This is a genomic window from Agrobacterium sp. FDAARGOS_525 (assembly GCF_003938925.1).
Lineage (GTDB): Bacteria > Pseudomonadota > Alphaproteobacteria > Rhizobiales > Rhizobiaceae > Agrobacterium > Agrobacterium pusense.
This window is the reverse complement of the sequence record NZ_RKIU01000003.1, coordinates 3007908-3030272: the sequence shown is the minus strand read 5'-3', so window position 1 is coordinate 3030272 and position 22365 is coordinate 3007908. Positions and strand designations below refer to the sequence as shown.

The window sequence follows — 22365 nt, the reverse complement described above, 5'->3', positions numbered from 1 at the left end:
GCGACGGGGGTTGTGGCTTCACCCCCCTCTGTCCTGCCGGACATCTCCCCCTCAAGGGGGGAGATCGACTCGCGGTTAAGGTATCGCCTATCGCAACAGTTGAAAATGAAGTGCTGTCAACGCCTCTTGCCGATCTCCCCCCTTGAGGGGGAGATGCCCGGCAGGGCAGAGGGGGGTGAGCCGCAAGCACCAAGAGGCACTGTTCCCCTCAATCCCGCTGGCCCCAACAGATCACACCACTAAAATCCTGCCTGTCACATACATGTTATGCAATCATGTTTTAGCGGTCCCACCGAACAACAGGGACTGGATCCATGAAAACGCTGCTCTCCGCTTTCACCGCCGTCGTATCGCTTGGCTTCATCGCCACTGCTGCCAATGCCGCCGATCTGGTGCTTTATACCAGCCAGCCGAATGAGGACGCGCAGGCGACCGTTGACGGGTTCAAGGCTGCCAATCCCGGTCTCGACGTCGAATGGGTGCGTGACGGAACGCCGAAAATCATGGCCAAGCTGATGGCGGAAATCAGCGCCGGCAATCCGGTTGCCGACGTGCTTCTGATCGCCGATACCGTGACGCTGGAGCGCATGAAGCAGGCCGGTCAGCTGCTCGCCCACAAGTCTCCCGAAGCCAAGAATATCGATGCCACGCTCTATGATGCAGACGGCTTCTATTACTCCACGAAGCTCATCACGACAGGCATAATGTACAATACGGCCGCCGCGATGAAGCCGACGAGCTGGAAAGATCTGGCGAAGGCGGAAGCCAAGGGTCTCGTGACCATGCCGAGCCCGCTGACGTCGGGTGCGGCACTGATTCACGCGCAGACGCTTGCCGCAGCAAATGGCCTCGGCTGGTATTACTACAAGCAGCTGAAGGCCAATGAAGCCATTGCCGGCGGTGGCAACGGCGCGGTGCTGAAGTCCGTCGCTTCGGGCGAAAAGGCTTACGGCGTGGTGGTCGATTACATGCCGATCCGTGAAAAGGCCAAGGGCGCACCGGTCGAATTCGTCTTCCCGGAAGAGGGCGTTTCTGCTGTCACCGAGCCGGTCGCGATCATCAAGGGCACCAAGCACGAGGAAGCGGCCAAGAAGTTTGTCGATTACGTGCTTTCGGAAAAGGGCCAGCAGGGCTTCGTCAAGCTCGGTTACATCCCTGTCCGTGCCGATGCCGGCATGCCGGAAGGTTTCCCGGCCCGCGACAAGATCAAGGTTCTGCCGCTCAGCGCTGCCGATGCACTGAAGAATTCCGACCAGGATCTCAAGACCTTCTCCGATATTTTCGGTTCCAAGGGCTGATAAATCGGAATGACCCGTTCCAAGGCTTATGGAAACAGCCAGCCGCGCTGGCTGTTTCCTTTTGTGGTGAGTGTTGTTTTTGCGCTGAGCGCGCTGCCGCTCGGACGCCTTGCCTATACCGGCGTCGTTTCGTCACTGAATGGTGATATATGGCGACTTCTGGCCGATCCGGCGCTCTGGGATGCGGCGCTGAACACGCTCTCCACCTCGTTTTCAGGCATGCTGATTTCACTCGGAATCGGCGGCGCTTTCGCGCTTGCCCTGACTCTCTGCGACATCCGCGGCAAGTCGATCTTAAGCTTCCTGTTCATGCTGCCGATGATGATCCCGCCGCAGGTGACGGCGCTGTCGTGGATCGGCATGACCGGCCCGTCGAGTACGCTGTTGAAGGCCATCGGCCTTGCGCCGGCGATGGGTTCGCCGCAGCCGCTTTATTCCATCGCTGGCATCGCACTCCTGCTCGGTGTGCAGCACGCGCCGCTCGTCTATCTGTCGCTGCGCGCCGGGCTGCTCGCCTTACCGCAGGATGGCATTGAGGCCGCCAAGCTTTCCGGGGCTTCACCACGGCGCGTTTTGTGCGATATCATCCTGCCGCTTTCCACGCCTGGACTGATCGCCGGTGCGGCGATCTCCTTCGTCTCCAACGTCGGCAATTTCGGCATTCCGGCGATCCTCGGCATCCCCGCTTCGATCTTTACCCTGCCGACGCTCATCTACAGCCGTTTTGCCAGTTTCGGCACCAGCACCTTCGGCGATATCGCCATTCTCTCGACCATGATCGCCATCATTTCCGTGGCCGGGCTTGCTCTGCAGGAACGGGCGATGAAGGGGAGGGATTACCGCATCATCGGCCTTTCCGGAAAGGCGGCGACCTTCCGGCTCGGTTTGTGGCGGGTGGCGGCGGAGCTTGCCCTGTGGCTCATCCTGTTCTTCATGCTGGTGGCGCCGCTGACGGCGCTTGTGGCAAGCTCGCTCGCGCCCGCCTACGGCGTGCCGCTCAGCCTCAAGACCGCGACGCTGCATGCCTATGAGGAGCTGCTTTACCGGCAGAGCGTGACCCGCACGGCCTTCCGCAATTCGCTGTTTCTGGCGACGGCGACATCCTTGTGTCTCCTGGCGGTGACAGTGCTGACGGCTTATTTCCTCGTGCGTGGCAAAAGCCGGTTCATGTTCTTGCTCTCGGCGCTGGTGGATATTCCCTATGCGCTGCCGGGGGTGGTGATTTCCGTCTCTTTCGTGCTGCTTTTCGCCGCTCCCATTCCATTGCTCGGCATTACGCTTTACGGCACGATCTGGATCATTCTGCTTGCCTATTTCTCCTCTTTCTTCGCGGTCAGCCTGAAACCAATGGTCAGCGCTTTCCTGCAATTCGATCCATCGCTGGAAGAGGCAGCAAGGCTGTCGGGCGCGGGTTTCTGGCGACGGCTCAAGGATATTATCCTGCCGCTGGTAGGGCCCGCGGCAGGGGCTTCCGTCATCCTCGTGTTTCTGATCGCCTGCAACGAGCTGACGGTTTCGGCGCTCCTTTGGTCTGCCGGCACACAGACGCTCGGCGTGCTCATCTACAACCTCGATGACAGCGGCAGCTTCGATCTCGCCTCGGCGCTATCGGTGCTTGTCGTCATCATGGTGATTTTCCTCATGCTGCTGCTGGAAGTTCTGGGGCGCTATCTGCCAAAAGGAGTTGTGCCTTGGCGAAACTGATCCTTAACCGCCTGTCGAAGAGCTTCGGTGCCGGTTCGAAACCGGCCGTGGACGATGTTTCTCTCACTGTGCGGGAAGGCGGCTTTCTGGCGCTGCTCGGACCCTCCGGCTGCGGCAAGACCACGGTGCTGCGCATGGTTGCCGGGTTCGAACAGCCGACGGATGGTTCCATCCTGCTTGGCGAGCGGGTGCTGGCCGATGCCGGCAGCATGGTGGCGCCGGAGCGGCGCAACATGGCAATGGTGTTCCAGTCCTATGCGCTGTGGCCGCACATGTCGGTTGCCGACAATGCCGGCTACCCTTTGAAGGTGCGCGGTATTACGGGCGAAAAATACCGGGAGAGGGTGCGTCAGGCGCTTGCCGCCGTCCGACTTGAGAGCTTCGCGAATCGCCGTCCCGCCGAACTTTCCGGTGGCCAGCGGCAGCGTGTTGCGCTTGCCCGCTGCCTCGTCACCGAGCCTGACGTCGTGTTGCTCGATGAACCGCTCGCCAACCTCGACCGGCATCTGCGGCAGGAAATGGAAGAGACATTTCGGGATTTCCATGCCCGTTCCGGCGCGACGATGATCTATGTCACTCACGATCAGGCGGAAGCCATGGCGCTGGCAACCGATGTCGCCGTCATGTCGCACGGCAAGCTGCTTCAGGTCGCGGCGCCGGCGGAGCTTTACGCGCGGCCGGAGGGCAGGCTGGTCGGGTCGCTGGTCGGGCAGGGGACGATCCTCAGCCTCCCACTGCCGGAAGGGGCATCGCGCGATCTAGACTGGTCCGCACTTCGGGCGGCGATGGAGAGAGGCGCGGGAGCATCGCGGGCCGACGTGCTTGTGAGGCCGCAAGATGTGGTGCGGGATGCGGAAGGCATTGCCTGCACCGTCACCTCGGTTCTGTACGAGGGCGAGCGTTATGCCCTTCGTCTTGACCTGCCGGATGGGCAGGCGGTCAGGGCCTATTCGCGTGAAGCCGCAGCTGTGGGTGACAGGCTTCCGGTTGCCATTCGCAGCGGGTGGCGGCTTTAGAGCGCACGCACTGCCGAACGCTGGAAAGGCGGAGCGACACCGGCTAAGCTGGGGTCGCAGCAATAGGAATGATTCATGTCGCTTCGGCTTGCCACCTTCAATATCGAAAATCTTCTCACCCGTTTCGATTTCACCGGCTTTCGCAACCAGACGCGGCGCGACAGGGCGATCCAGCTTTTTGATATCAGGGACGAGGCGACCTATCAGGCCCTTGAAAGTGCGCGGATGGTCTCATCCACCGACGATACGCGCCAGCTTTCGGCGCTCGCCATCGCCGACGCGGATGCCGATATTCTTTGCCTGCAGGAAGTCGACAACATGGCGGCCCTGCAGGCCTTCGAATATGGCTATCTCTATCGCATGGTCGGCAATGGCTATCTGCAGAAATATCTGGTCGAGGGCAATGACAGCCGCGGTATCGATGTCGCGGTCGTCATGCGCGAGGAGACGCGGGATGGCGAGAAGATCGAGGTGGTCGACATCAAGAGCCATGCGGCGCTGACCTATCGCAATCTCGATCTCTTCAATCCGGCACTTGCCGCGACCAACCAGATCGATGACAAGATATTCAAACGGGATTGCCTTGAAATCGATCTGAGGATCGGCGGCAAGCCGCTGACGCTTTACGTCACGCATTTCAAGTCCATGACCAATGCCCGCGAAGCGTTGGACGCCCGGCTCGGCACCATGCCGATCCGCGAGGCGGAAGCCATGGCTGTGCGCCGCATCATCGAAATCGCTGGGGTGCGGGCAATACGCGCAACAAGAATTTCGCGATCTGCGGCGACATGAACGACTATCAGGAACGCGTCGCGATTGCCGGTGACAGGCGCAATGGCTACAGCTTCACGCCCGTCGAAGAGGCAAGAAGTGCGCTCGATGTCTTCACTGCCGACGATTTTGTCATCAATCCGATGCTGCGTCGCGATGTCATGGACCGCTGGACGCTCTATCATTCGCGGGGCCCACAGGAGCAGCATTTGTGCCAGCTTGATTACATCTGGCTTTCTCCGCGCCTGGCCGAAAGCAACGCGACGCGGGTTCCCGAAATCGTCCGCGCCGGCCAGCCTTATCGCACCATCTTTCCGCCGGGGCAGGAGGTGGAGCGTTATCCGCGCACTGGCTGGGACCGCCCCAAGGCTTCCGATCATTGCCCTGTCGTGATGACGCTGGACCTGATCTGACGTCGTCGGCGGTCGGAAACCGGTGGCTTCTAACCGTTGGCGGCTTTCGGGAAATAGGTGGCCCAGACCCGGTTGCGACCAGCGCGCTTGGCTTCATAAAGCCGGTCATCAGCAATCGCGATCAACTCGTCCCAGCTGTTGACCGCCCGCGCTTCCTGCCAGACGACGCCAAAGCTCGCCGTCAGCGACAATCCACTTTGTTCATCCACGATCTGGGCTTCGATCAGGCGGCGGAGGCGGTCGGCCGTTGCCGTTGCCGTGGCATGGCTGACATCCTGCAGCACCACGACGAATTCTTCGCCGCCATAGCGGGCAAGAATGTCGTTCTTGCGCAATGCGCCCCGCAACAAAGCCGCGGTCTTTTGAAGTGCAATGTCACCCATGGCATGGCCATAACGGTCATTGATCGATTTGAAATGGTCGATGTCGACGATCATCACGCCGAGCGACTGACACTGGTCCTCGCCCGTCAACAGGGAACGAACGGCCTTTTCGAGCGCCCGTCGGTTGAAGACGCCCGTCAGCGCATCCGTCTCGGAAAGTGCGCGTAACTGTTCGGCCAGCGCGCGCTGCTGGTTCTCCATTTCGCCCTTTTGACGAAGCTGCTCCCGCAGGAAGTCGAGTTCCTGGAACATCTTCTTCACCTCCGGGGCGACCCTGTCCTCATGCTGCGCCTCTGAAAGATCGCCCGCGGCGATGGCCGCAATCTGTGCCTGAACGGATTGCATGGGCCGGAACAGCGCTGTTTTGTAGACAGATGTGAGCCGTAGCAGGACCAGAACCGCAATACCTGCGAGAAAAAGCGATGTGGCGCCGTAGATCAGGGCTTCCTGCTGCTTCTTTTCGAGTCGCGCGCGTGTCTCGGCCAGAATGAGATCGCGCAACGTATCGGATGAACGCATCCCCGAAATATAGTTCCTGGAAAATTCAAGCACGCTCGGCTGGGCGGACGGCATGGCGATCACGATCGTATTCTGCGCGTAGCGCAGCGCCTGACCGAAATAATAGGTTTCGAGATCGCGGAACGCCCTGTCCAGTCGCGGCGTGGAAAGATAGGCGGCGGTGTAGTTGGTCAACGATGCCTTCAGTGATAGCAGGCTCTGCATCTCCGCATCGAACTTGGCGCGATAACCCAGCTTTTCCTGTCTGTTCGCCCGCAGACCCATGATCACATAGGAGCCGAGGCGGCCGATCCTGTCCCGCATGACACCGGCGGTGCCCGTCATCGCGATGTCTATCGCCACATCGGGCGTCACCTTGATGATGGCACGCGCTGCCTTGCCACGCAGCAGATTGACACTGTCCGCGGCCTTGAACATCGATGATATGGCGCCCGACATGGCCGTGTGGCTGCGTGCCGACAACGGCAGGGCGGCTACCTGATCCACCGCGTTGCGGGACTGCGCGAGTTTCTCGCGGGTCTCGGCCAGCGATTTCGCCAGCTCCGGCTGGGTCCTGATGTCGTCGGCGAAGAAAGCTTCCAGTTCCGACAGCTTGTCGTCCGTTGCCTTGCGCGCGGCAGCGAGAGCTGCGACCAAATCCTGTTCAGCGGTGGATGCGCCCATCACATTGTTCGCGGGACCGCGCTCCGCCGAAACCAGCCATGCGGACTGGAGAGCGGTTTCGAAGCGGGTGAGCTGCGCCGCGTTGGTACGGTAACGCAGATAGTTGGAAACGCTTGGCAGCGCGGCAAGTGTGGCCAGCAGGATGGAGCTCGCGGCGATGACGATCGTGCCCGTTAGCTGAATTTTCTGTATGCTTGCGCGCATTTGATGCGTTGTTCTCACTCAATCGGGTATAATTCATCACCATTTTAGCCGCGTCGCGTAAATACTTCGCTTATATTGCTGCGCTTTTGCCGTCTTGACGATCCTGCGGCCTGGCCTGCGGGCATGGTGTGGAAAAGCGCGCCGCCCGTGCTGCGTGATCAGTTTTCGCTTTACACCCGGTCAGAATCTGATAGTTGGCAAGGCACTGGATTGCCCTTGTAGCTCAGTTGGTAGAGCACCTGATTTGTAATCAGGGGGTCGCGGGTTCGAACCCTGCCGGGGGCACCAGTTTTTCGCTTTGAAATCAATTATTTACGCGAAATTTCAACAGCATCCATTTTACAGCCTGTCACGCGTTTTACAATTTGTTGCTAACGCGTTCCCTTGCTGATGGCGTCAATGACCTCCTGTCCAGCAAGATAATGACGCCGAATAATTCCTTCAGCTTCCTCCCGAGAATGGCCAGAGATCTCCGCAATTAGCTGGACCTTGTCCTCATGCGAGCGGTGCAGGTGCGCGTATGCGTACGTAATAGCCGTTCCTCGCAAGTCGTGGAACGTAACGCCCTTGATCTTCAGTCGCGCCATCTCTTTGCGCCAGGATGACTTGAAGCCACTTGCCGTCCAGTTCTGGCCGAACGAGTTCACCAGCACGCGCTGGCGGCCGCTGTCTTTGGCGTCCTGCAATATCGGCAGGATTGCAGGGGCGGCTGTGATGCGCACGCGAGCGCCCGTCTTCCCCTGCTTGATCGATACGCGTTGTCCATCGAATGCGATCATCGGCATCGTAAGGATGTCAGCCTGCCTCTGCATCGTCCAAAGTGCGATGCACGCCACGTTTCTGATGTGCGGCGCAGCTTTGGTCAGCACGGTATTGATCTGGTCCATAGTCCACACGCAATCGCGCCTGGTGCCCTCGTGAAGATGCTCGACGCGTTCTAGAGGGTTGCGGAGGATGATTTCATTATCCTTTGCCCACGCGAATACGCGCGCCAGCAGCCCCAGATGCATGTCAGCAGAGCGAGGAGCGTCCTTCATGGTGTCTCGCCACTCGATAAAGCGTTTCCGGCTTCCACGAGCCTCTACGGCCTCAAGCCGCAGATCCCGGAAATTGTTTTCGATCACGCCGAACATGCGCTCGTAGTCTTTCCGAGTGGTGACCGCGAGTTTTTTATATTTCGCGGTCGCTCGAAAGTCGGCGATCAAGGATCCGACCGTCCCCTGATAAGTGAACTTTGCCCGATCCTTCGTCAGCCGGATAAACTCGGCAGTGAAAGCTTTGGTGCCGGGCTTTGATGTCATGCGCGGTGCCCCTTTGCCGCGCCATGCGTAGTAGTACGTGACCGTCGAGCCATCAGCGAGTTTGGCTTTAACCTCGTGCACGCCCACCAGCTTTCCTTCCATTTTCCCAGTCCCTCCAAGCCTTCTCACCGGCATCATCTTCACGATCGACAACAGCGAAACTCTTTGGGGCGAACTCAATCTCGCCTGACGGGTGCATGATGACCCGGACGTTGTGCGCTGCTGCAGCTGATGCAGCATCCGCAATTTCGGATTTTGTGTAAGTGCGGGCCCTACTCATGAAGTGTTGTCCACATTGTTTCCACAGGGTGCGTTGATCCCGTTGGTTTCAAGAAAATACCCATTACGCGACGCCTTCGATCAACAGCGGGATTGCGTCGAGGCGATCTCTGCCGGCCGGGTTAACCCAAAGAACCTCAGTGCGAGTGCGGGCGCCGTCCGCCTGCGCTGCGCGTGTCACCCGCTTCCAGTCAGACAGGGCGTCGTCATAAAGCTCGGAGGCGTAGCCGGAGAGAACGACCATACCCTCAACCGCGCGCAGCTGCTCAAGGAGCCGAACGTGGTCGTGATCGGTCATCTCAAATTCGTACGTGTGTCGCGGTAGTTTGCCGTTTCCGCCAAGGTCACGACTGCTGTGAACATAAGGTGGATCGACGTAAAAAAGCGTCTCGGGTCCATCGAATTTACCGATTACATATTCTGCTGGCCTGCTCTCGATGACGACGCCACGGAGGCGCTCGATCAGCGCCGGCAGACAGTCCGGATAGTTCGCCCAGTCTTTCGCCGGCGGCCCGCCGCTTCGGTTGCTATCGTTGCGAAATCCCGTGGTTCTGTTTTTGACGGCATCACCGCCGAAGCCAAGAAATGACCGCGTTACCAGGCGCCGAGCCCGCTCTACCGGATCTTCGTGCTTTTCATATGCAAGGGCGAACTCCGTACGAGCGAAGGGCGTAAGGCGAAGCGCCTCAACTAGCTCTCCTGCGCGGTCGGACCGCATAACTCGAAAGAGGTTTACGGCCTCGTCGTCGAGGTCGTTGTATACCTCGGCATACGATTTGCATTTTCGCAACAGCACTGATGCGGCGCCGCCAAAGGGCTCGACATATGTGCGGTGGTCAGGAAAGTGACTGATGATCCACGGTGCAAGCAGCCACTTGCCGCCGTGCCACCGCATAGCTGGTCGGGTCGGGCTCATGCACCCACCTCGCCGGTGCTGTCTGCACCGAAAACTTCCTCGCACCGCATCCGTCGGGCCTGCTCACGGCGTATGGCGTTCTGTTTGCGTGTGACCATCTCCAGATGCTCAGGATCCGGATTGACACACAGCCGGTTACGGCACTTGTGGTCCAGCTCCTTCTTGCCGGGAATGTATCCGTGCTCGTTGGTCCACATCGCGATGTGCACCGCGACGGTTTGGCCTCCAAGCGACATGCGAGGGTAGCCGTGGCCGCGTCCGCTGGTGCCGGACGTTGGGCCTGTCCAAAGCCAGCAGCCCGTGACCGGATCAACGCTGACACGGCTCATAATCTTTTCGCGGATAGACTGGCGCCTGGACATTACACGCTCCACGGGATGAGAGGTGTGGCGTAAGCGACCATCAGCGGGTGTCGTGGCTGTCCGTCCGTCGCCACTCCCCAGCACATCGGCTTAGCTCCAGCGTCACGCAAAACACTGACGACGGATTGCCACCTGGTGCGCAAAGCTTTCGGCAGTTTGGTCGCGGGACCCCACGCCACGATGTGAATGTCCGCACCCTGTATCGCCTTCGCGATATGCGCATCATTCTCGGGGCCGACCGGATCGGCTGCGCGCGCCAAAGCCTTTACGTCCTTGTTAATGAGCGCACACAAATTCCAGACGATGACCTTGCTGGCGCCAAGGCGATAGGCGAAGCCGTCTACCTTCGTCATTGTGGAATCGTTCTTTTCCTCGTCCGCCTCAGACGGATTGACCATTCCAAGCGAAATGACGGGGCCGGAGCGTCCGTAGTCGTGTTCAAGGAGATAGCGGTAAAGACCGCAGTCGGAAAACATAGCGCGACGAGTCATAAGTAGATCGCTCATGATATACCGCCTTTAGACGCATAGAAGGCGATCCGGTGCTCGATGCCTGGGATTAGGCCCTCATTGAGCATCCCAGCTGCTTTGCGTGTCAATCGGCGTCGTAACGGGACCCCTTATCGGCTCCCAAAAGGGACCCCTGCCTCTAGTTGCATCGGGTCAGCGCGCGTAGGCCCGGGGCTCTCCATTTAGCGCAAGGGCCTGCGGGCGCGGGTTGTTTGTCTTTTCGGCTTTAGCTTTGAGAGCGGTTTTTAAAGCGCCAGGATTCGTTCCCGGTTTCCACGATCTCGCAATGGTGGGTGAGCCTGTCGAGCAGAGCGGCGGTCATCTTGGCGTCGCCGAATACGGCCGGCCACTCGCCGAAGGCCAGGTTCGTCGTGACGATGATGGACGTCCGCTCGTAGAGCCTGCTGATGAGGTGGAAGAGGAGCTGGCCGCCCGCCTGGGCAAATGGGAGATAGCCCAGTTCGTCCATGATGACGAAGTCGAGCCTGGTGATGAAGTCGGCCAGCCGTCCCTGTTTGCCGCTACGTGCCTCCGTCTCGAGCCGATTGACGAGGTCGACGACGTTGAAGAAGCGGCCGCGTGCGCCATTGCGGATCAGAGCACGAGCAAGGGCGATGGACAGGTGAGACTTTCCCGTGCCGGTTCCGCCGACCAGAACGATATTGTGCTGCTCGGCGAGGAAGGCCCCGGTTGCGAGTTGGCGCACCAGGCCTTCGTTGACCGGCGTGTCGGTGAAGTCGAAGTCGTCGATGTCCTTGGCCAGCGGCAGCTTGGCGACGGTGATCTGGTATTTGATGGAGCGCGCTTGCTTCTCGGCGATCTCCGACTGAAGCAGGTCACCGACGATGCGCGGCGGTTCGTGCTGTCGCTTGATGCCGGAGGCCATGATCTCGTCATAGGCGCTACGCATGCCGAACAGCTTCAGCGTGCCCATCATGTCGAGGATTTGGGATCGTTCCATATCAGCTTGCCCTCCTCAGGCTGTCGTAACGGGCGCAGTCGGCCAGAGGCTCATGGGTCAGGCGAAGCGCATCGGGGATGGAAAGGATGGCGGCCGGCTGCGGATCACGCTTGCGGGCCAGAATGTTGATGATGACGGCGGCCGAGAACACGCCCTGATCGATCGCCTCCTGGCAGGCCGCTTCGACGGCGGGGAGCCCGTCCAGGCCCACGCATTCGAGGATCGACACCATCTGCCGGTCGCCGTCATGCATTGCCTTCAGCCGGCGGCGCACCTTCTCCATGGCGGCGGGCAAAACCCAGTCGTGGAACGGCGCACCGTTGCGCAGTGCTCCCGGTTTGCGGGTCAGGACCGGCACGTAATGCCAGGGATTATAGATCGTCTCGCCACGGCCGAAGCAGCGATCGTGTTGGCCGATTTCCACGCCATCCTGCCGGATGACGATGCGATCTGCATAGGCATGTATCTCGGCAGGGCGGCCGACTGCCGTAGACAGTACCGAGTATTTGTTGTTGTCGAAACGCACGAGGCAGGTCTTGCCGATCGAGGCCTGCACAGCGTGGAAGCCGTCGAATTTGCCGGGATAGCCGACCAGGTGCGGCCGCTCCGCATCGAACACCTCCCAGATCGTGCGCTCCGTCTGATCGACGTGCTTATGAGCGCGGGCGTAACTGATGCACTTGTCCAGCAACCAGCCATTCAGTTCATCGTAGGATTTGAAGCGCAGTCGCGGCGTGAAGAAGCGTTCGCGCACCAGATTGACCTGGTTCTCGACCTGGCCTTTCTCCCACCCCGACGCCGGCGTGCAGGCCACCGGTTCGATCAGGTAATGGCTGCACATCTGTAGGAAGCGGCGATTGTATTGCCGTTCCTTGCCGACGAAGACCGTCTCCACCGCGGTCTTCATATTATCATAGATGCCGCGCGTGCAGGCCCCGCCGAAGAAAGCGAACGCCCTGTCATGGGCGTCGAAGACCATCTCTTGCGTCTCGCGCGGATAGGCTCTCACATACATCATCCGGCTGTGGCAGAGCCGGATATGCGCAACCTTCACCGTCGTCGTCACGCCGTTCAGCACGACAATCTCGTGGCTCCAGTCGAACTGGTAGGCCTCGCCCGGCGCGTAATAGAGCGGCACATAGGCTTGCGCCGTCACGGACCCGCGCTCCTTCGCCCATGTTCGGGCGTAACGCCGGACTGTGTCGTAACCGCCCTCGTAGCCGAGGTCGCGCAAGTCCTCGAATATCCGGATCAGTGTCAGCCGTTCGCGAGAAGATTTGGCCTCATTGGCGAGGAGCATTCCATCGAGCTGACCGCGCCAGGGGCCGAGCTTCGGCTGAGGTTGACGGGTCCGTTCGTATTTGAACTCCGTCTCATCGGTGCGCAAAACCTTCCGCACCACTTTCCGCGATATGCCCAACTCCCGGCAGATCGCCTTGATCGACTTGCCCTGAACATGGGCTAGCCGCCGTATCTTCAGAATTGTTTCCACAATAAGCATCCGAACAAAAAGCCTCCGATGAAACCGGAGGCTGTTGTAACCCCATTGCAAATGGGGGTCCCGTTTGGACGCCGATCACCCCATGTGCGGGGTCCTTATTCCATGCCTAATCACAGCCGGGCTCGACTGGCGTCGGGTTCGGTCCGTAGAGGCACGAGCGCCAACCGCAATCGAATAGGTGCGTCACGATGACTCGGTTCGCAAATTCCGGCGGCGTGATGCCGCCCAATTTGATAAGATTCCAGCATGTTGGATGCGGTCGATCTTCCAGACGATATTGCTGCCCTGAAGGCGATGCTGATTGCCTCCCAGCTTCGTGAAGTCCGCAAGGACGAGCGGATCGAACGGCTGGAGAAACTGGTCGCTGCTTTCAAACAAGCCGCCTTTGGCCGCAAATCCGAGAAGGTCGATCCTGAGCAATTCGATCTTGCACTGGAAGACCTAGAAACGGCCATTGCGGCGATCCATGCCGAAGACGAGGCCGACAGCGCTCCAGGTAAGCCGCACCCCAAAACTCGCGCCGCCAATCGTGGCTCTCTTCCCGCCCACCTTCCTCGTGTCGAGGAGATCATCGAGCCCGAAAGCTTGATCTGCAACTGTGGCGGCGGCCTGCATTGCATCGGGGAAGACGTGTCCGAGCGACTCGATATCATCCCGGCACAGTTCCGCGTCATCGTCACTCGTCGTCCCAAATATGCCTGCCGTGCCTGCACCGATGGCGTATCTCAAGCTCCAGCGTCTGCACGATTGATCCACGCCGGATTGCCGACCGAGGCGACTATCGCGCATGTGTTGGTGTCCAAATACGCCGATCACCTGCCGCTTTATCGGCAGGCACAGATCATGAGCCGCCAGGGTATCGATCTCGACCGTTCGACGCTCGCCGATTGGGTCGGGCGGGCGGCATTCGAACTCGGTCCGGTCTTTGATGCTCTGATCGCCGACCTGAAGCGCTCTACCAAGCTGTTCATGGACGAGACCCGTGCCCCGGTTCTCGATCCCGGCTCGCGCAAGACCAAGACCGGATACTTCTGGGCGCTGGCGCGGGATGATCGCCCATGGGGCGGCGGCGCTCCACCGGCGTGGCCTTCACCTACGCTCCCGGTCGCGGGGGCATTCATGCCGAACGTATATTGCAGGGCTTCTCCGGCATCCTGCAGGTGGATGGCTATGCCGGATACAACAGACTGATCGCACCAGAGCGCGTTGGGCCGGACATTCGGCTGGCCTATTGCTGGGCCCACGCACGGCGCAAGCTGGTAGAGATCACGCGCAACGGATCAGCACCCATTGCCGAGGACGGCGTCAAACGGATCGGGGAGCTGTATCGCATTGAAGCCGAGCTACGACGCCGTGATCTAACGGCTCGTCTTGCTGGACGACAGGAACGCTCAGCGCGGGTCGTCGCCGACATGCAGGCCTGGCTTGACCATCACCGTAGCCGTGTCGCGACCAAGTCCCCGCTTGGCGAGGCCTTGGCCTACATCAACAAATACTGGGATGGTTTGAAGCTCTTCCTGACAGACGGCCGCATCGAGATCGACAACAATACGGTTGAGCGGACCATCAGACCAATTGCGTTGAACCGGAAGAACGCTCTCTTCGCGGGACACGATGCGGGAGCGGAGAACTGGGCGACAATCGCCTCACTCATCGAAACCTGCAAGCTCAATGCTGTCGAGCCGTTCGCCTACATGAGCACCACCCTGACCGCCATCGCCAACGGCCACAAGCAGAGTCAGATCGATGACCTGCTACCGTGGAGCGCCCGATTTAAGTCTCGGATCGACGGCCAAATGCGGTGAGCAAAACCGCACCAATCAAGCCCGATGTCAGTGAACCCAGCAGAATGCCGATTTTCACGTGATCCTGGACGTTCGGATCGTTGAATGCCAGCAGTCCGATAAACAGAGACATGGTGAAGCCGATACCGCACAAGAGTGCCACCCCGGCCATCTGTCCCCAGCTCGCTTGTGCAGGAAGTTCGGCAAGTTTGAGGTTTACAAGAACTGCAACCGTGCCAAGAACGCCGACCAGTTTTCCGAGCAGCAGCCCGGCGGCGACACCCATGGTCAGCGGCTCGGTGACAATCGACATCGAAACCCCGGCAAATGAGACACCAGCATTGGCAAAGCCGAAGATCGGCACGATGGCAAACGCCACCGGCTTGTGAAGATGGTGCTCCAGCTTATGCAAAGGAGATTCTGCATGAGTGGCTTCCGGAGTGCCCGGCGTGAGTTTCAACGGAATCGTAAGCGCCAGTACGACACCCGCCAGCGTAGCATGGACGCCGGATGAGAACACCAGAACCCATAGCACTGCACCCAGCACCAGGTAGGGCCACAGTGCCTTTACGCCCATCCGGTTAAAGATGATGAGGTTGCCGACGACAATAGCCGCGCCGGAAAGTGCCAGCAGGTTGAGGTCGGCGGTATAGAACAGCGCAATTACGATGACTGCCCCAAGATCATCGATGATTGCCAACGCGGCCAGAAAGATTTTCAGCGATGCCGGGACACGTTTCCCGAACAGCGACAGCACGCCGAGCGCAAAAGCGATATCGGTCGCCGTCGGAATGGCCCATCCCCTGAGCGCGGACGCATCGTTCCAGTTAAAGTAAATGTAGAACAGCGCCGGAAACACCATCCCTCCGGCGGCGGCGGCTCCCGGCAGGATGCGTCTGCTCCAGGTCGATAGCTGACCGTCCAGCATCTCTCGCTTTATTTCCAGTCCCACCAGCAAGAAGAAGACAGCCATCAGTGCGTCATTGATCCAGTGCTGGATGCTGAGCGGCCCGATATAGACATGAAGGATATTGAAATACGCATCCGCCATCGGCGAATTCGCTGTCGCGATTGCCATTGCGGCAACGAACATCAGGATGACACCGCCTGATGCCTCGTTATCGAGAAAGTGGCGGAGAGTGGATTGAATGCGGCCCTTGGACATCGTCGAAGACATGGGTTCGCGCTCCTTGTGAGAGGTTGATCGTAGTCTCCGTGGATTTCGGGGGAACCCGCAGCACCGCAGCACGCGCTGTGGGCAATATCTAGCGACTATCCGTGCTCATTTCTACAAAATTCGACCCGCATGAGCCAGATACGCGCCATCAAGTGATCAAGCATGATCCTGTAAAATGTCCGCGCCGCAATTGCATGTTTGATATGGGCGCGAATTCAATGTGCCAGCGGCACACCGCTTACGGTTGAAGTAGCTCTGTCTCTGGGATTGATGAATTCATAGGTATGCTTTCTCTGGTCGGAGTCGATGGGGTGGCGTTGTTGGCCTCAATTGGATATTCAGGCTAGATGGCGCGCGCACTCGTTGTTAGACCTATACCCAGCCGGTGAAGAAATGGCTCAACAAGCGCTGGGGCTCTAAGCCTCCAGCAAACTCAGTAGGTGCTTGAACGGTGCAGCCGCCGGACTGTGAATTGACGGCGCCTTGGCCAGCGTTTCGTAAAGAGCGTTTACGATTTCGTTCCTCTGGAGCGCTCCCGAACTTATTAGGGCATTGATGAGTGTGGATATTATAGCGGTTTGTCCGGTGATAACACTCAGAAGTTCCTCGTTGGTCAATTGCTGCTTCATTGTTGTCTCCGGCACGAGTCTAGACGGTTCATTTAAACCATCTCACTACTAGCAGGATCAGCGCAGCGCAAACAACTGCCGTTGGCCAAAAGTCTGTCACACCGTCCCACGACCAATTCCAAAAATAATAGCCCTCCAAGTGGGGTGGGGGCATTTGCACGGACACCTCGTAGTCGCGTTTCTCACGTCCGTGGAAATGACCGGCGGCGAAACCCAGCCCGATAATACACGACAAACGCCAATTTAGAATCGCCCTGAAAAGGGTGGCGACGATGGCCGCCATGACCAGCGCTTCGAGAATGTGGCCTGCCCAGTCCCAGTGCTGCTGAACATAGTTCCAGTCGATCATCTATTGTCGCTCCATTTCTGGGTGGGATTCATGAGCGACAATCCGAAAATTACAATCAGGAGAAGACGAATGACTAATCTCATCGTCCACTAAAGCGGCTCGGTTATGGGGGTTTGTCTTTTCCCTTGGGGCGCTTTTTCGAAAACGCAAATGCTGTCATAGATTGTTATGGACCTGGTTGATCTCGTAAATGTGGTCGTTTCAACCGCACCCCTTGTGTGCACTGCGTTGATCTCGTCAAGTTTGGTCTTTGTGAATTCCATGAAGGATTTCGGATTGCCAAGGCCGCCCTGATACTCAGGCCAATAGCAGGTGTGAGTGTCTTCAACGAAGTAAATGCCTTTCGGCGAAATCCGTTCGTAGAGTAAATTGAACGAAGCTAGGACATGGTCCATGCGGTGGCTGCCATCGTCAATGACGATGTCGATCTGGGGGTTTTCATCGATGATAGTCTGAATGATCTGTGGGTCATCCTGGCTTCCAATGTAGACCTTAATACCCTCGGCCTCGTGAGCTTTGCACTCCGCATCGATATCAAGGCCAAGAATGTTTGCGCCGTCGCCGAAGTAGTCTTTCCACATGGCGAGCGACCCGCCGCCAAATACGCCTATTTCAAGTACTGTAGGCTTCTTGCCGCGAAACCGTTCGAAGTGGTGCTCGTACGCATCGAAATAGTGCATCCACTTGTGAAGGCGCTTGTGTCCATTGTTTAAAAAATAGCGATGCAAGAAACCGTCGCTCATTTACGCCTCCACAATATGAAACAGACCGCGATATTTTCGAGCATGTATATCGCAAATTGAAAACGAAAATAACCCATACAATCAGGAGAAAATCATGGCTCGGGAAACGCTTCCCGTCGCTCTCGACCTTATGTTTGGTCACGAGGGCGGCTACGTCAATGCAAAGACGGATCGCGGCGGCGCAACAAAATACGGCGTCACCCACAAGACGCTTGCAGCACATCGTGGCGTTGCATCTGTCACGGCCGAGCAGGTCAAGGCAATGACGCGCGAGGAAGCAGAGGAAATCTATCGCCGGTCCTACTGGACGCAGAGCGGCGGCGATCTTCTGCCCAAGGGCCTCGATTACGCTGCCTTTGACTTCGGCGTGAACTCTGGACCGGCAACCGCAGTACGGCGCCTGCAAAAGGTTCTCGGGGTTCGTGAGGATGGCGTTGTGGGCGAGCAGACGGTGGCTGCCGTCAAGGCATACCCTGGTGGTATCGCCAAGCTCATCCACGCCTATTGCGACGAGCGCATGGCTTATCTCCGCAGTCTGACGAACCCAAAGACTGGCTTCCCGGCCAATGGTCGTGGCTGGACCATCCGTGTCACCGGCAAGGATCCGAAAGGCCAGTGGGCCGATCAGCTGGGCGTCGTCGGCAATGCCGTTCGCCTGGCTACACTCAGCGCCGATATGGTCAAGGATGTGAAGGTGCCGGAGGAAGGCAAGGCGAAAGCTGATGTCCGAGACACCGGCCTGATCGAGGTGATCAAGAAACCGGAAGCTTGGGGCCCGCTTGGCGGCTTCCTGTCGGCGGCCGGCGCAATCTTTGCCGGATCTGGCCCAGTGCAGTGGGCGCTCGCCGCGCTGATGATCGGCGGCGGCATCCTCGGCTTCATCTATCTCGTTAAGCGGGTGAGGGCAGCATGATCTGGGCTCTCATCCCCAACTGGCTCAAGATCGCCGCTGGTGGACTTGTCTGTGTCGGTGTGGTGACTGTCTCATCTTACCTCGTAGGAAAGCGCGTCCAGCGCGCCGAGATGGCCACAGAGACACTGACGAAGACTGTCGAAGTCCTCCAATCAAGGAACGAAACCAATGTGGAAATCAATTCTTACCGCTGCTGCTGAGTTGTGCGCTCATTACGGGCTGCCAGACGCCGAACGTCTCGAATGTGTGCGCCGGGTGGAGCAAGCTTCAGCCGACGCTCGACACAGCGGTGAAGATCACAACGGACGATCGGCAGTTCGCTAACCAGGTGGCAAGCCATAATGCACATGGAAGGCGTGAAGGGTGCTGGAAATGAGCGCGCCTGGTTACAGGGGCGTTGGCATGTGGGTGCGCATCCAGCATCGCTTCGGCCCGAGAATGACCGAGTGGTTCATGGCGCTGCACATGATCGGCTTTGGCTGGGTTCTTCTTTTGCCGACGCAGACTTTCAACCTGCCGCAGTTTCACACCTTCCGCGAGCTGTTCCCATCGGAACCGTTCCTCGGCTGGCTCATGGCGATCGTCGGATGCTTGCGCATCATTGGCCTTGTCATCAATGGCGCCAAGGAGAAGGTAACGCCCCAGATCAGGCAGTTTTCGGCTGGGGTGGGATGCATCATTTGGACAGGCATAACATATGGCTTCGCATCCTCAGATGTCGTGAGCACGTGGATCGCCATTTATCCGCTTTTTGCTTTTGGCGAGCTCGTCAACATAAACCGCGCCGCTCGCGACCAAGGGGAAATCAGGAATGGAACAGCTGGCTAATCTGCCGACGCCCGCTCTTATCACCTTCGGCGCAACTCTCGCGATAATCTTTGGGGTTCGGTATCTCGGGCTTTGGCAAGGTGCTAAGGCGACTCCAGCGACTTCGCCAGCGGCGGCACAGGTTGCTGCGGTTATTGTAGACCCGACGGCTCTGAATAACGCCACGCGCGCGCTTGAGGCGCATACTGTTGAAGCAATCAACATGCGGAAATCTTTTGAGCGGGGTACAGAGAAGGTCTGCGATGCGCTAGATCGCCTGAGCGATCAGGTCGATGAACTTCAAAAGGAAATGATACGGCGCGGCAGTTGATTGGTGGTTAGGGGGCCTTGAACATATCGCGCTGGGGGTAGTGCTCCCAGCAGTGCCAGGATGACTTCTCGGCCTTCGACCGACTGTATCCGAAGCCACCCCACTTCTTACAGCCGGAGTGCTCGCACCAGTGGTTCTCGTGGATGCCATCGCCGGCCTTGTTGGTCTGGTCGCTCATTGATCGGCCTCCAGCTCTCGCAGTCGCCAGCCTCTCCCCGGTGCGGAGGACTTCCTGGTGGCGCGCTGCGTAAGCTTCGCTGCGGCGATGACCTTCGCCTCCCGTTTCGATGTCGCCTGAACGCTCACGACCCACCGGCCGGATTGAAAACGGTAGAGCTTGGGTTTGGCGCTATCGACAAATTTACATCCTGCGACGAAAGCAAGGCGCATTCTGGCTTTGTCCTGTTCGGTTGCGCCCCTCACAGTCTTCCACCAATTCTCAAAACTTTGATCGATCTCACTCTTAAGCATGTTCTTATTATGTTCTCTTATGAGCAAGAGTCAATCGAGCAGCAATGACACGCAGCGGACGATGCGGATCGTTCGATGATATTGGAACGGATTGAACGGATCCTGCTGGTCTGGCTCATGTTGGACAAGTTGCGGATTTCTTCAATTCGTGTTACATAACTGGAATACTTGGGTGTTTTTCGGCTTCATTTTACAGATTGCGCCACCCCACGCACCTGAAATAATTGAATGTGCGATGGAATTTGTAATCAGGGGGTCGCGGGTTCGAACCCTGCCGGGGGCACCAGTATTTTCAAGGATTTGGCCTGTCTTTCATACGCACTGCACGACTGATGTTCGTGCAGCGGCTATGGCTTTATGTGATAGAGCTTGTGCACGATCGTCCAGTTGCCGTCGTGCTCCAGCAGGGACAGATATTCGTAAAAATCCATACCGTCGAACCGGGTTGTCAGCTTTACCGAGGCGCTGTCTCCCTCCTTGTCGATGCCGAGGATTTCGAAGGCGGGGCCGTGATCGGGAAGGCCGCGTTCGGTTTTGCGGACCTGATCGACAAAGTCCTCCAGAGACAGCCATTCAGTCGCGCCTTCGAATGTGCCGACGATGCTGGCGCGCGGGTCAAAAACATCGCGCATCAGGCCTTCATCCGCATAGGCCATGGCGTGCACATAATCCGTCACGGTCTGGGTAATGGTTTGCGGCATCGGATCTTCCCTCCCTCGGATCCAAAAGGGGAGCTTACACCCCTTGGCGACATTCCACCATAACCTCCTGAAAATGCGCCTGTTCGGGGCACGTGACGATCTCTCGTGGCGGCCCGTGCTGGAGCGGTTCCGATGCCGGTCGACGTTTTGCTGCCACTGTCCACAATTTTGTCCCGGCTGTCGGTATAGTCGCCTTGGGTCCGACAAATTTCAGCCTCAAGGCTTTTTCGGCAGAGAGACCCTCTCGTGCGGGAGCGCGTAAATTCGTGTTCTGCCGGTTTAAGCGCCGTCGCGGGGTGCCGCACGGGGCGGATTTGGCCTATGATCCGGTTGCTGACCGGTTGAGAGTGATAGCAGCGTGCGGGTAACAGTTTGCGTTTGAAGGTGTTTTTGTGATTGATCCCTATGTTTTGCTTGGCGTGGAGCGGGATGCCGACGAGGCGGCGATCAAGTCGGCCTACCGCAAGGTTGCGAAGGCTGCCCATCCCGACAGCGGTGGCGATGCCGAGCAGTTCGCGCGCCTGCAGACAGCCTATGAACTTCTGAAGGATCCCGTGCGCCGCAAGGTCTTCGATGACACGGGTTACGATCCGCAGCTTGCCGATGCCAAGGATCTCAAGGGCCTGCTGATGCTGGAAACGCTGGTCAATGAATTCATCCTGGACGAGCGGGAACCCGGGAGTTTTGATCCCGTGGCTGCCATGCGCCGGAAGCTGACCGACGATATTCTGAAAAGCCGCTTCCATATTCTGGAACTCGAACGGCACCGTACCCGGGTGCGTAAACATATGGACCGTCTCGGACGGAAGCCGGAAACCGATGTGCTGAGTTCGATGCTCCGCGCCCGAAGCCAGTCCATAGCCGAAGCCATACGCAACGCGGAGGCGCAGATCGAGGCGATAGAACAGGCCTATACCATGCTCGAGGGCTATTCCTACGAGCTGGAGAGCGTGACGCTCGCCGAGCCGTTGCTGAAGGGCGAGGCGGCGGAGTAACTGCCTGTCATGGGCCGTTGACGAGGGCGAGTATGAGCTGGTGAACCCGCCCGCCCGGGGACAGTTCATCCCGGTCGAAATCTCGGCCGCGTTGGCGCTGCTCGTTGGAAAGCTCACCTAACCTTTGCTGCAGAACAGCGCGCACCTTCTGGCATTTGGGATCGTCTTCCGCCCGTAGCCCGGTGCTGAAGGCTTCGATCTTTCTCACCATATCGAGAATGTGCTCGCCATGAACTCGCTCATGGGTTTCCACCCCGGAAATGAAGGTCTTCCAGCTGGCGGCGACGGCGGCCGGCAGATGGGCAGGCGCCTTTGGCCAGGTGTAGATGATGGTGAGATTGGGTCTGGCACTGGCCAGCACACAGGCACCGTCGGGCTGCGGTCGGTAGTCTCTCCGCCACGTCAGCTTGAAGGTGGTGTGGGCAATGGCCTGCACGCCCGCAGCCGGGCCGCGCTCGCCGATGGACTGATAAAGCGCACCGCCCGTATTGCCGCTGACGGCATAGGTCTTTATCTGCTCGGCGGGTTTCCAGCCGGTGGACTGTGCTGATAGCGGGAGAGCGCTCAGCAACATGATTGCGGCGCTGAAGGTGATTTTGGGGAGGCTGTTGACGGGCACGCATCGATCCTTGCAGGTTGCGCGCCGAAGATAGGCGAGAGGCGGG

The 22365-nt window shown here is 58.7% G+C and carries 22 protein-coding genes, 1 tRNA gene and 2 pseudogenes; 11 read left to right on the top strand and 14 right to left on the bottom strand.

Annotated elements, in window-relative coordinates; translation table 11 throughout:
* Nucleotides 1-314 precede the first annotated feature (314 nt).
* The 4 genes and pseudogenes from EGT36_RS16415 (at nt 315) to EGT36_RS16400 (ending at nt 5202) form a co-directional block, all read left to right on the top strand.
* Nucleotides 315-1298 (top strand): ABC transporter substrate-binding protein, encoded by a 984-nt coding sequence (locus EGT36_RS16415; protein WP_037089952.1) that lies wholly within the window; start codon nt 315-317, stop codon nt 1296-1298.
* Nucleotides 1299-1307: 9 nt separating this feature from the next.
* Complete coding sequence (locus EGT36_RS16410) at nt 1308-3002, top strand: ABC transporter permease (protein ID WP_037089954.1); 1695 nt, start codon at nt 1308-1310, stop codon at nt 3000-3002.
* Complete coding sequence (locus EGT36_RS16405) at nt 2990-4018, top strand: ABC transporter ATP-binding protein (RefSeq protein ID WP_037089956.1); 1029 nt, start codon at nt 2990-2992, stop codon at nt 4016-4018. Before EGT36_RS16410 ends, EGT36_RS16405 begins: the two co-directional genes overlap by 13 nt.
* A 75-nt stretch (nt 4019-4093) precedes the next feature.
* Nucleotides 4094-5202 (top strand): annotated as a pseudogene (locus tag EGT36_RS16400) (endonuclease/exonuclease/phosphatase family protein).
* 29 nt (nt 5203-5231) lie between these two features.
* Here the strand turns inward: EGT36_RS16400 and EGT36_RS16395 are convergent.
* Nucleotides 5232-6971: a GGDEF domain-containing protein gene (locus EGT36_RS16395; RefSeq protein ID WP_125269968.1), complete on the bottom strand. Its 1740-nt coding sequence runs from the start codon at nt 6969-6971 to the stop codon at nt 5232-5234.
* A gap of 212 nt (nt 6972-7183) precedes the next feature.
* Here EGT36_RS16395 and EGT36_RS16390 point away from each other — a divergent pair.
* A tRNA-Thr gene (locus EGT36_RS16390) sits at nt 7184-7259 on the top strand.
* Nucleotides 7260-7342: 83 nt separating this feature from the next.
* Here EGT36_RS16390 and EGT36_RS16385 read toward each other — a convergent pair.
* From EGT36_RS16385 to istA, 6 genes are all read right to left on the bottom strand, one after another.
* Nucleotides 7343-8416, bottom strand: coding sequence for a site-specific integrase (locus EGT36_RS16385; protein ID WP_286084062.1), 1074 nt, complete (start codon nt 8414-8416; stop codon nt 7343-7345).
* Nucleotides 8417-8615: 199 nt separating this feature from the next.
* A complete protein-coding gene (locus EGT36_RS16380) occupies nt 8616-9446 on the bottom strand; it encodes a DNA adenine methylase (protein WP_210211228.1) in 831 nt (276 codons plus the stop codon).
* A gap of 17 nt (nt 9447-9463) precedes the next feature.
* Nucleotides 9464-9829, bottom strand: coding sequence for an HNH endonuclease signature motif containing protein (locus tag EGT36_RS16375; RefSeq protein WP_125270546.1), 366 nt, complete (start codon nt 9827-9829; stop codon nt 9464-9466).
* Complete coding sequence (locus tag EGT36_RS16370; RefSeq protein ID WP_125270545.1) at nt 9829-10335, bottom strand: DUF1643 domain-containing protein; 507 nt, start codon at nt 10333-10335, stop codon at nt 9829-9831. The genes EGT36_RS16375 and EGT36_RS16370 overlap by 1 nt, the downstream gene beginning before the upstream one ends.
* Nucleotides 10336-10564: 229 nt before the next feature.
* On the bottom strand, nt 10565-11299 hold the full coding sequence (gene istB / locus EGT36_RS16365) for an IS21-like element helper ATPase IstB (protein WP_003501246.1): 735 nt from the start codon (nt 11297-11299) through the stop codon (nt 10565-10567).
* Between the two features lies 1 nt (nt 11300).
* Nucleotides 11301-12800 carry an IS21 family transposase gene (gene istA / locus EGT36_RS16360; protein ID WP_052821263.1) on the bottom strand — a complete coding sequence of 500 codons (1500 nt, stop codon included), beginning with the start codon at nt 12798-12800 and terminating at the stop codon, nt 11301-11303.
* A 246-nt stretch (nt 12801-13046) separates the two neighbouring features.
* Here istA and tnpC point away from each other — a divergent pair.
* Nucleotides 13047-14605 (top strand): annotated as a pseudogene (gene tnpC, locus EGT36_RS16355) (IS66 family transposase).
* Here the strand turns inward: tnpC and nhaA are convergent.
* The 3 genes from nhaA to EGT36_RS16340 form a co-directional block, all read right to left on the bottom strand.
* Nucleotides 14574-15761: a Na+/H+ antiporter NhaA gene (gene nhaA / locus EGT36_RS16350; protein ID WP_125270076.1), complete on the bottom strand. Its 1188-nt coding sequence runs from the start codon at nt 15759-15761 to the stop codon at nt 14574-14576. The pseudogene tnpC and the gene nhaA sit on opposite strands and share 32 nt — an antisense overlap.
* Before the next feature lie 657 nt (nt 15762-16418).
* Nucleotides 16419-16739, bottom strand: coding sequence for a hypothetical protein (locus tag EGT36_RS16345; RefSeq protein WP_125270544.1), 321 nt, complete (start codon nt 16737-16739; stop codon nt 16419-16421).
* Between the two features lie 89 nt (nt 16740-16828).
* Nucleotides 16829-17482: a class I SAM-dependent methyltransferase gene (locus EGT36_RS16340; RefSeq protein ID WP_125270543.1), complete on the bottom strand. Its 654-nt coding sequence runs from the start codon at nt 17480-17482 to the stop codon at nt 16829-16831.
* Nucleotides 17483-17576: 94 nt separating this feature from the next.
* Here EGT36_RS16340 and EGT36_RS16335 point away from each other — a divergent pair, with 94 nt between their 5' ends.
* The 4 genes from EGT36_RS16335 to EGT36_RS16315 all read left to right on the top strand — a co-directional run bounded on the left by EGT36_RS16335 (nt 17577) and on the right by EGT36_RS16315 (nt 19533).
* Entirely contained in the window at nt 17577-18395 is an 819-nt protein-coding gene (locus tag EGT36_RS16335) for a glycoside hydrolase family 108 protein (RefSeq protein WP_125270542.1), read from the top strand.
* A complete protein-coding gene (locus tag EGT36_RS16330; protein ID WP_125270541.1) occupies nt 18392-18595 on the top strand; it encodes a hypothetical protein in 204 nt (67 codons plus the stop codon). Before EGT36_RS16335 ends, EGT36_RS16330 begins: the two co-directional genes overlap by 4 nt.
* A 172-nt stretch (nt 18596-18767) precedes the next feature.
* Nucleotides 18768-19223, top strand: a complete 456-nt coding sequence (locus EGT36_RS16320; protein ID WP_125270540.1) for a hypothetical protein — start codon at nt 18768-18770, stop codon at nt 19221-19223.
* Entirely contained in the window at nt 19207-19533 is a 327-nt protein-coding gene (locus EGT36_RS16315; RefSeq protein WP_125270539.1) for a hypothetical protein, read from the top strand. The genes EGT36_RS16320 and EGT36_RS16315 overlap by 17 nt, the downstream gene beginning before the upstream one ends.
* Nucleotides 19534-19540: 7 nt before the next feature.
* Here the strand turns inward: EGT36_RS16315 and EGT36_RS30540 are convergent, their stop codons facing one another.
* From EGT36_RS30540 to EGT36_RS16305, 3 genes are all read right to left on the bottom strand, one after another.
* Entirely contained in the window at nt 19541-19711 is a 171-nt protein-coding gene (locus EGT36_RS30540) for a hypothetical protein (protein WP_172965652.1), read from the bottom strand.
* On the bottom strand, nt 19708-19923 hold the full coding sequence (locus EGT36_RS16310; RefSeq protein WP_125270538.1) for a hypothetical protein: 216 nt from the start codon (nt 19921-19923) through the stop codon (nt 19708-19710). Before EGT36_RS16310 ends, EGT36_RS30540 begins: the two co-directional genes overlap by 4 nt.
* A 428-nt stretch (nt 19924-20351) precedes the next feature.
* Nucleotides 20352-20705: a nuclear transport factor 2 family protein gene (locus EGT36_RS16305; protein WP_037089958.1), complete on the bottom strand. Its 354-nt coding sequence runs from the start codon at nt 20703-20705 to the stop codon at nt 20352-20354.
* Nucleotides 20706-21097: 392 nt separating this feature from the next.
* On the opposite strand from EGT36_RS16305, the gene EGT36_RS16300 reads away from it, so the two are divergent.
* On the top strand, nt 21098-21700 hold the full coding sequence (locus EGT36_RS16300; RefSeq protein ID WP_003522436.1) for a J domain-containing protein: 603 nt from the start codon (nt 21098-21100) through the stop codon (nt 21698-21700).
* A gap of 7 nt (nt 21701-21707) precedes the next feature.
* Here the strand turns inward: EGT36_RS16300 and EGT36_RS16295 are convergent, their stop codons facing one another.
* Nucleotides 21708-22274: a DUF922 domain-containing Zn-dependent protease gene (locus tag EGT36_RS16295; RefSeq protein ID WP_479829515.1), complete on the bottom strand. Its 567-nt coding sequence runs from the start codon at nt 22272-22274 to the stop codon at nt 21708-21710.
* Between the last annotated feature and the right edge of the window lie 91 nt (nt 22275-22365).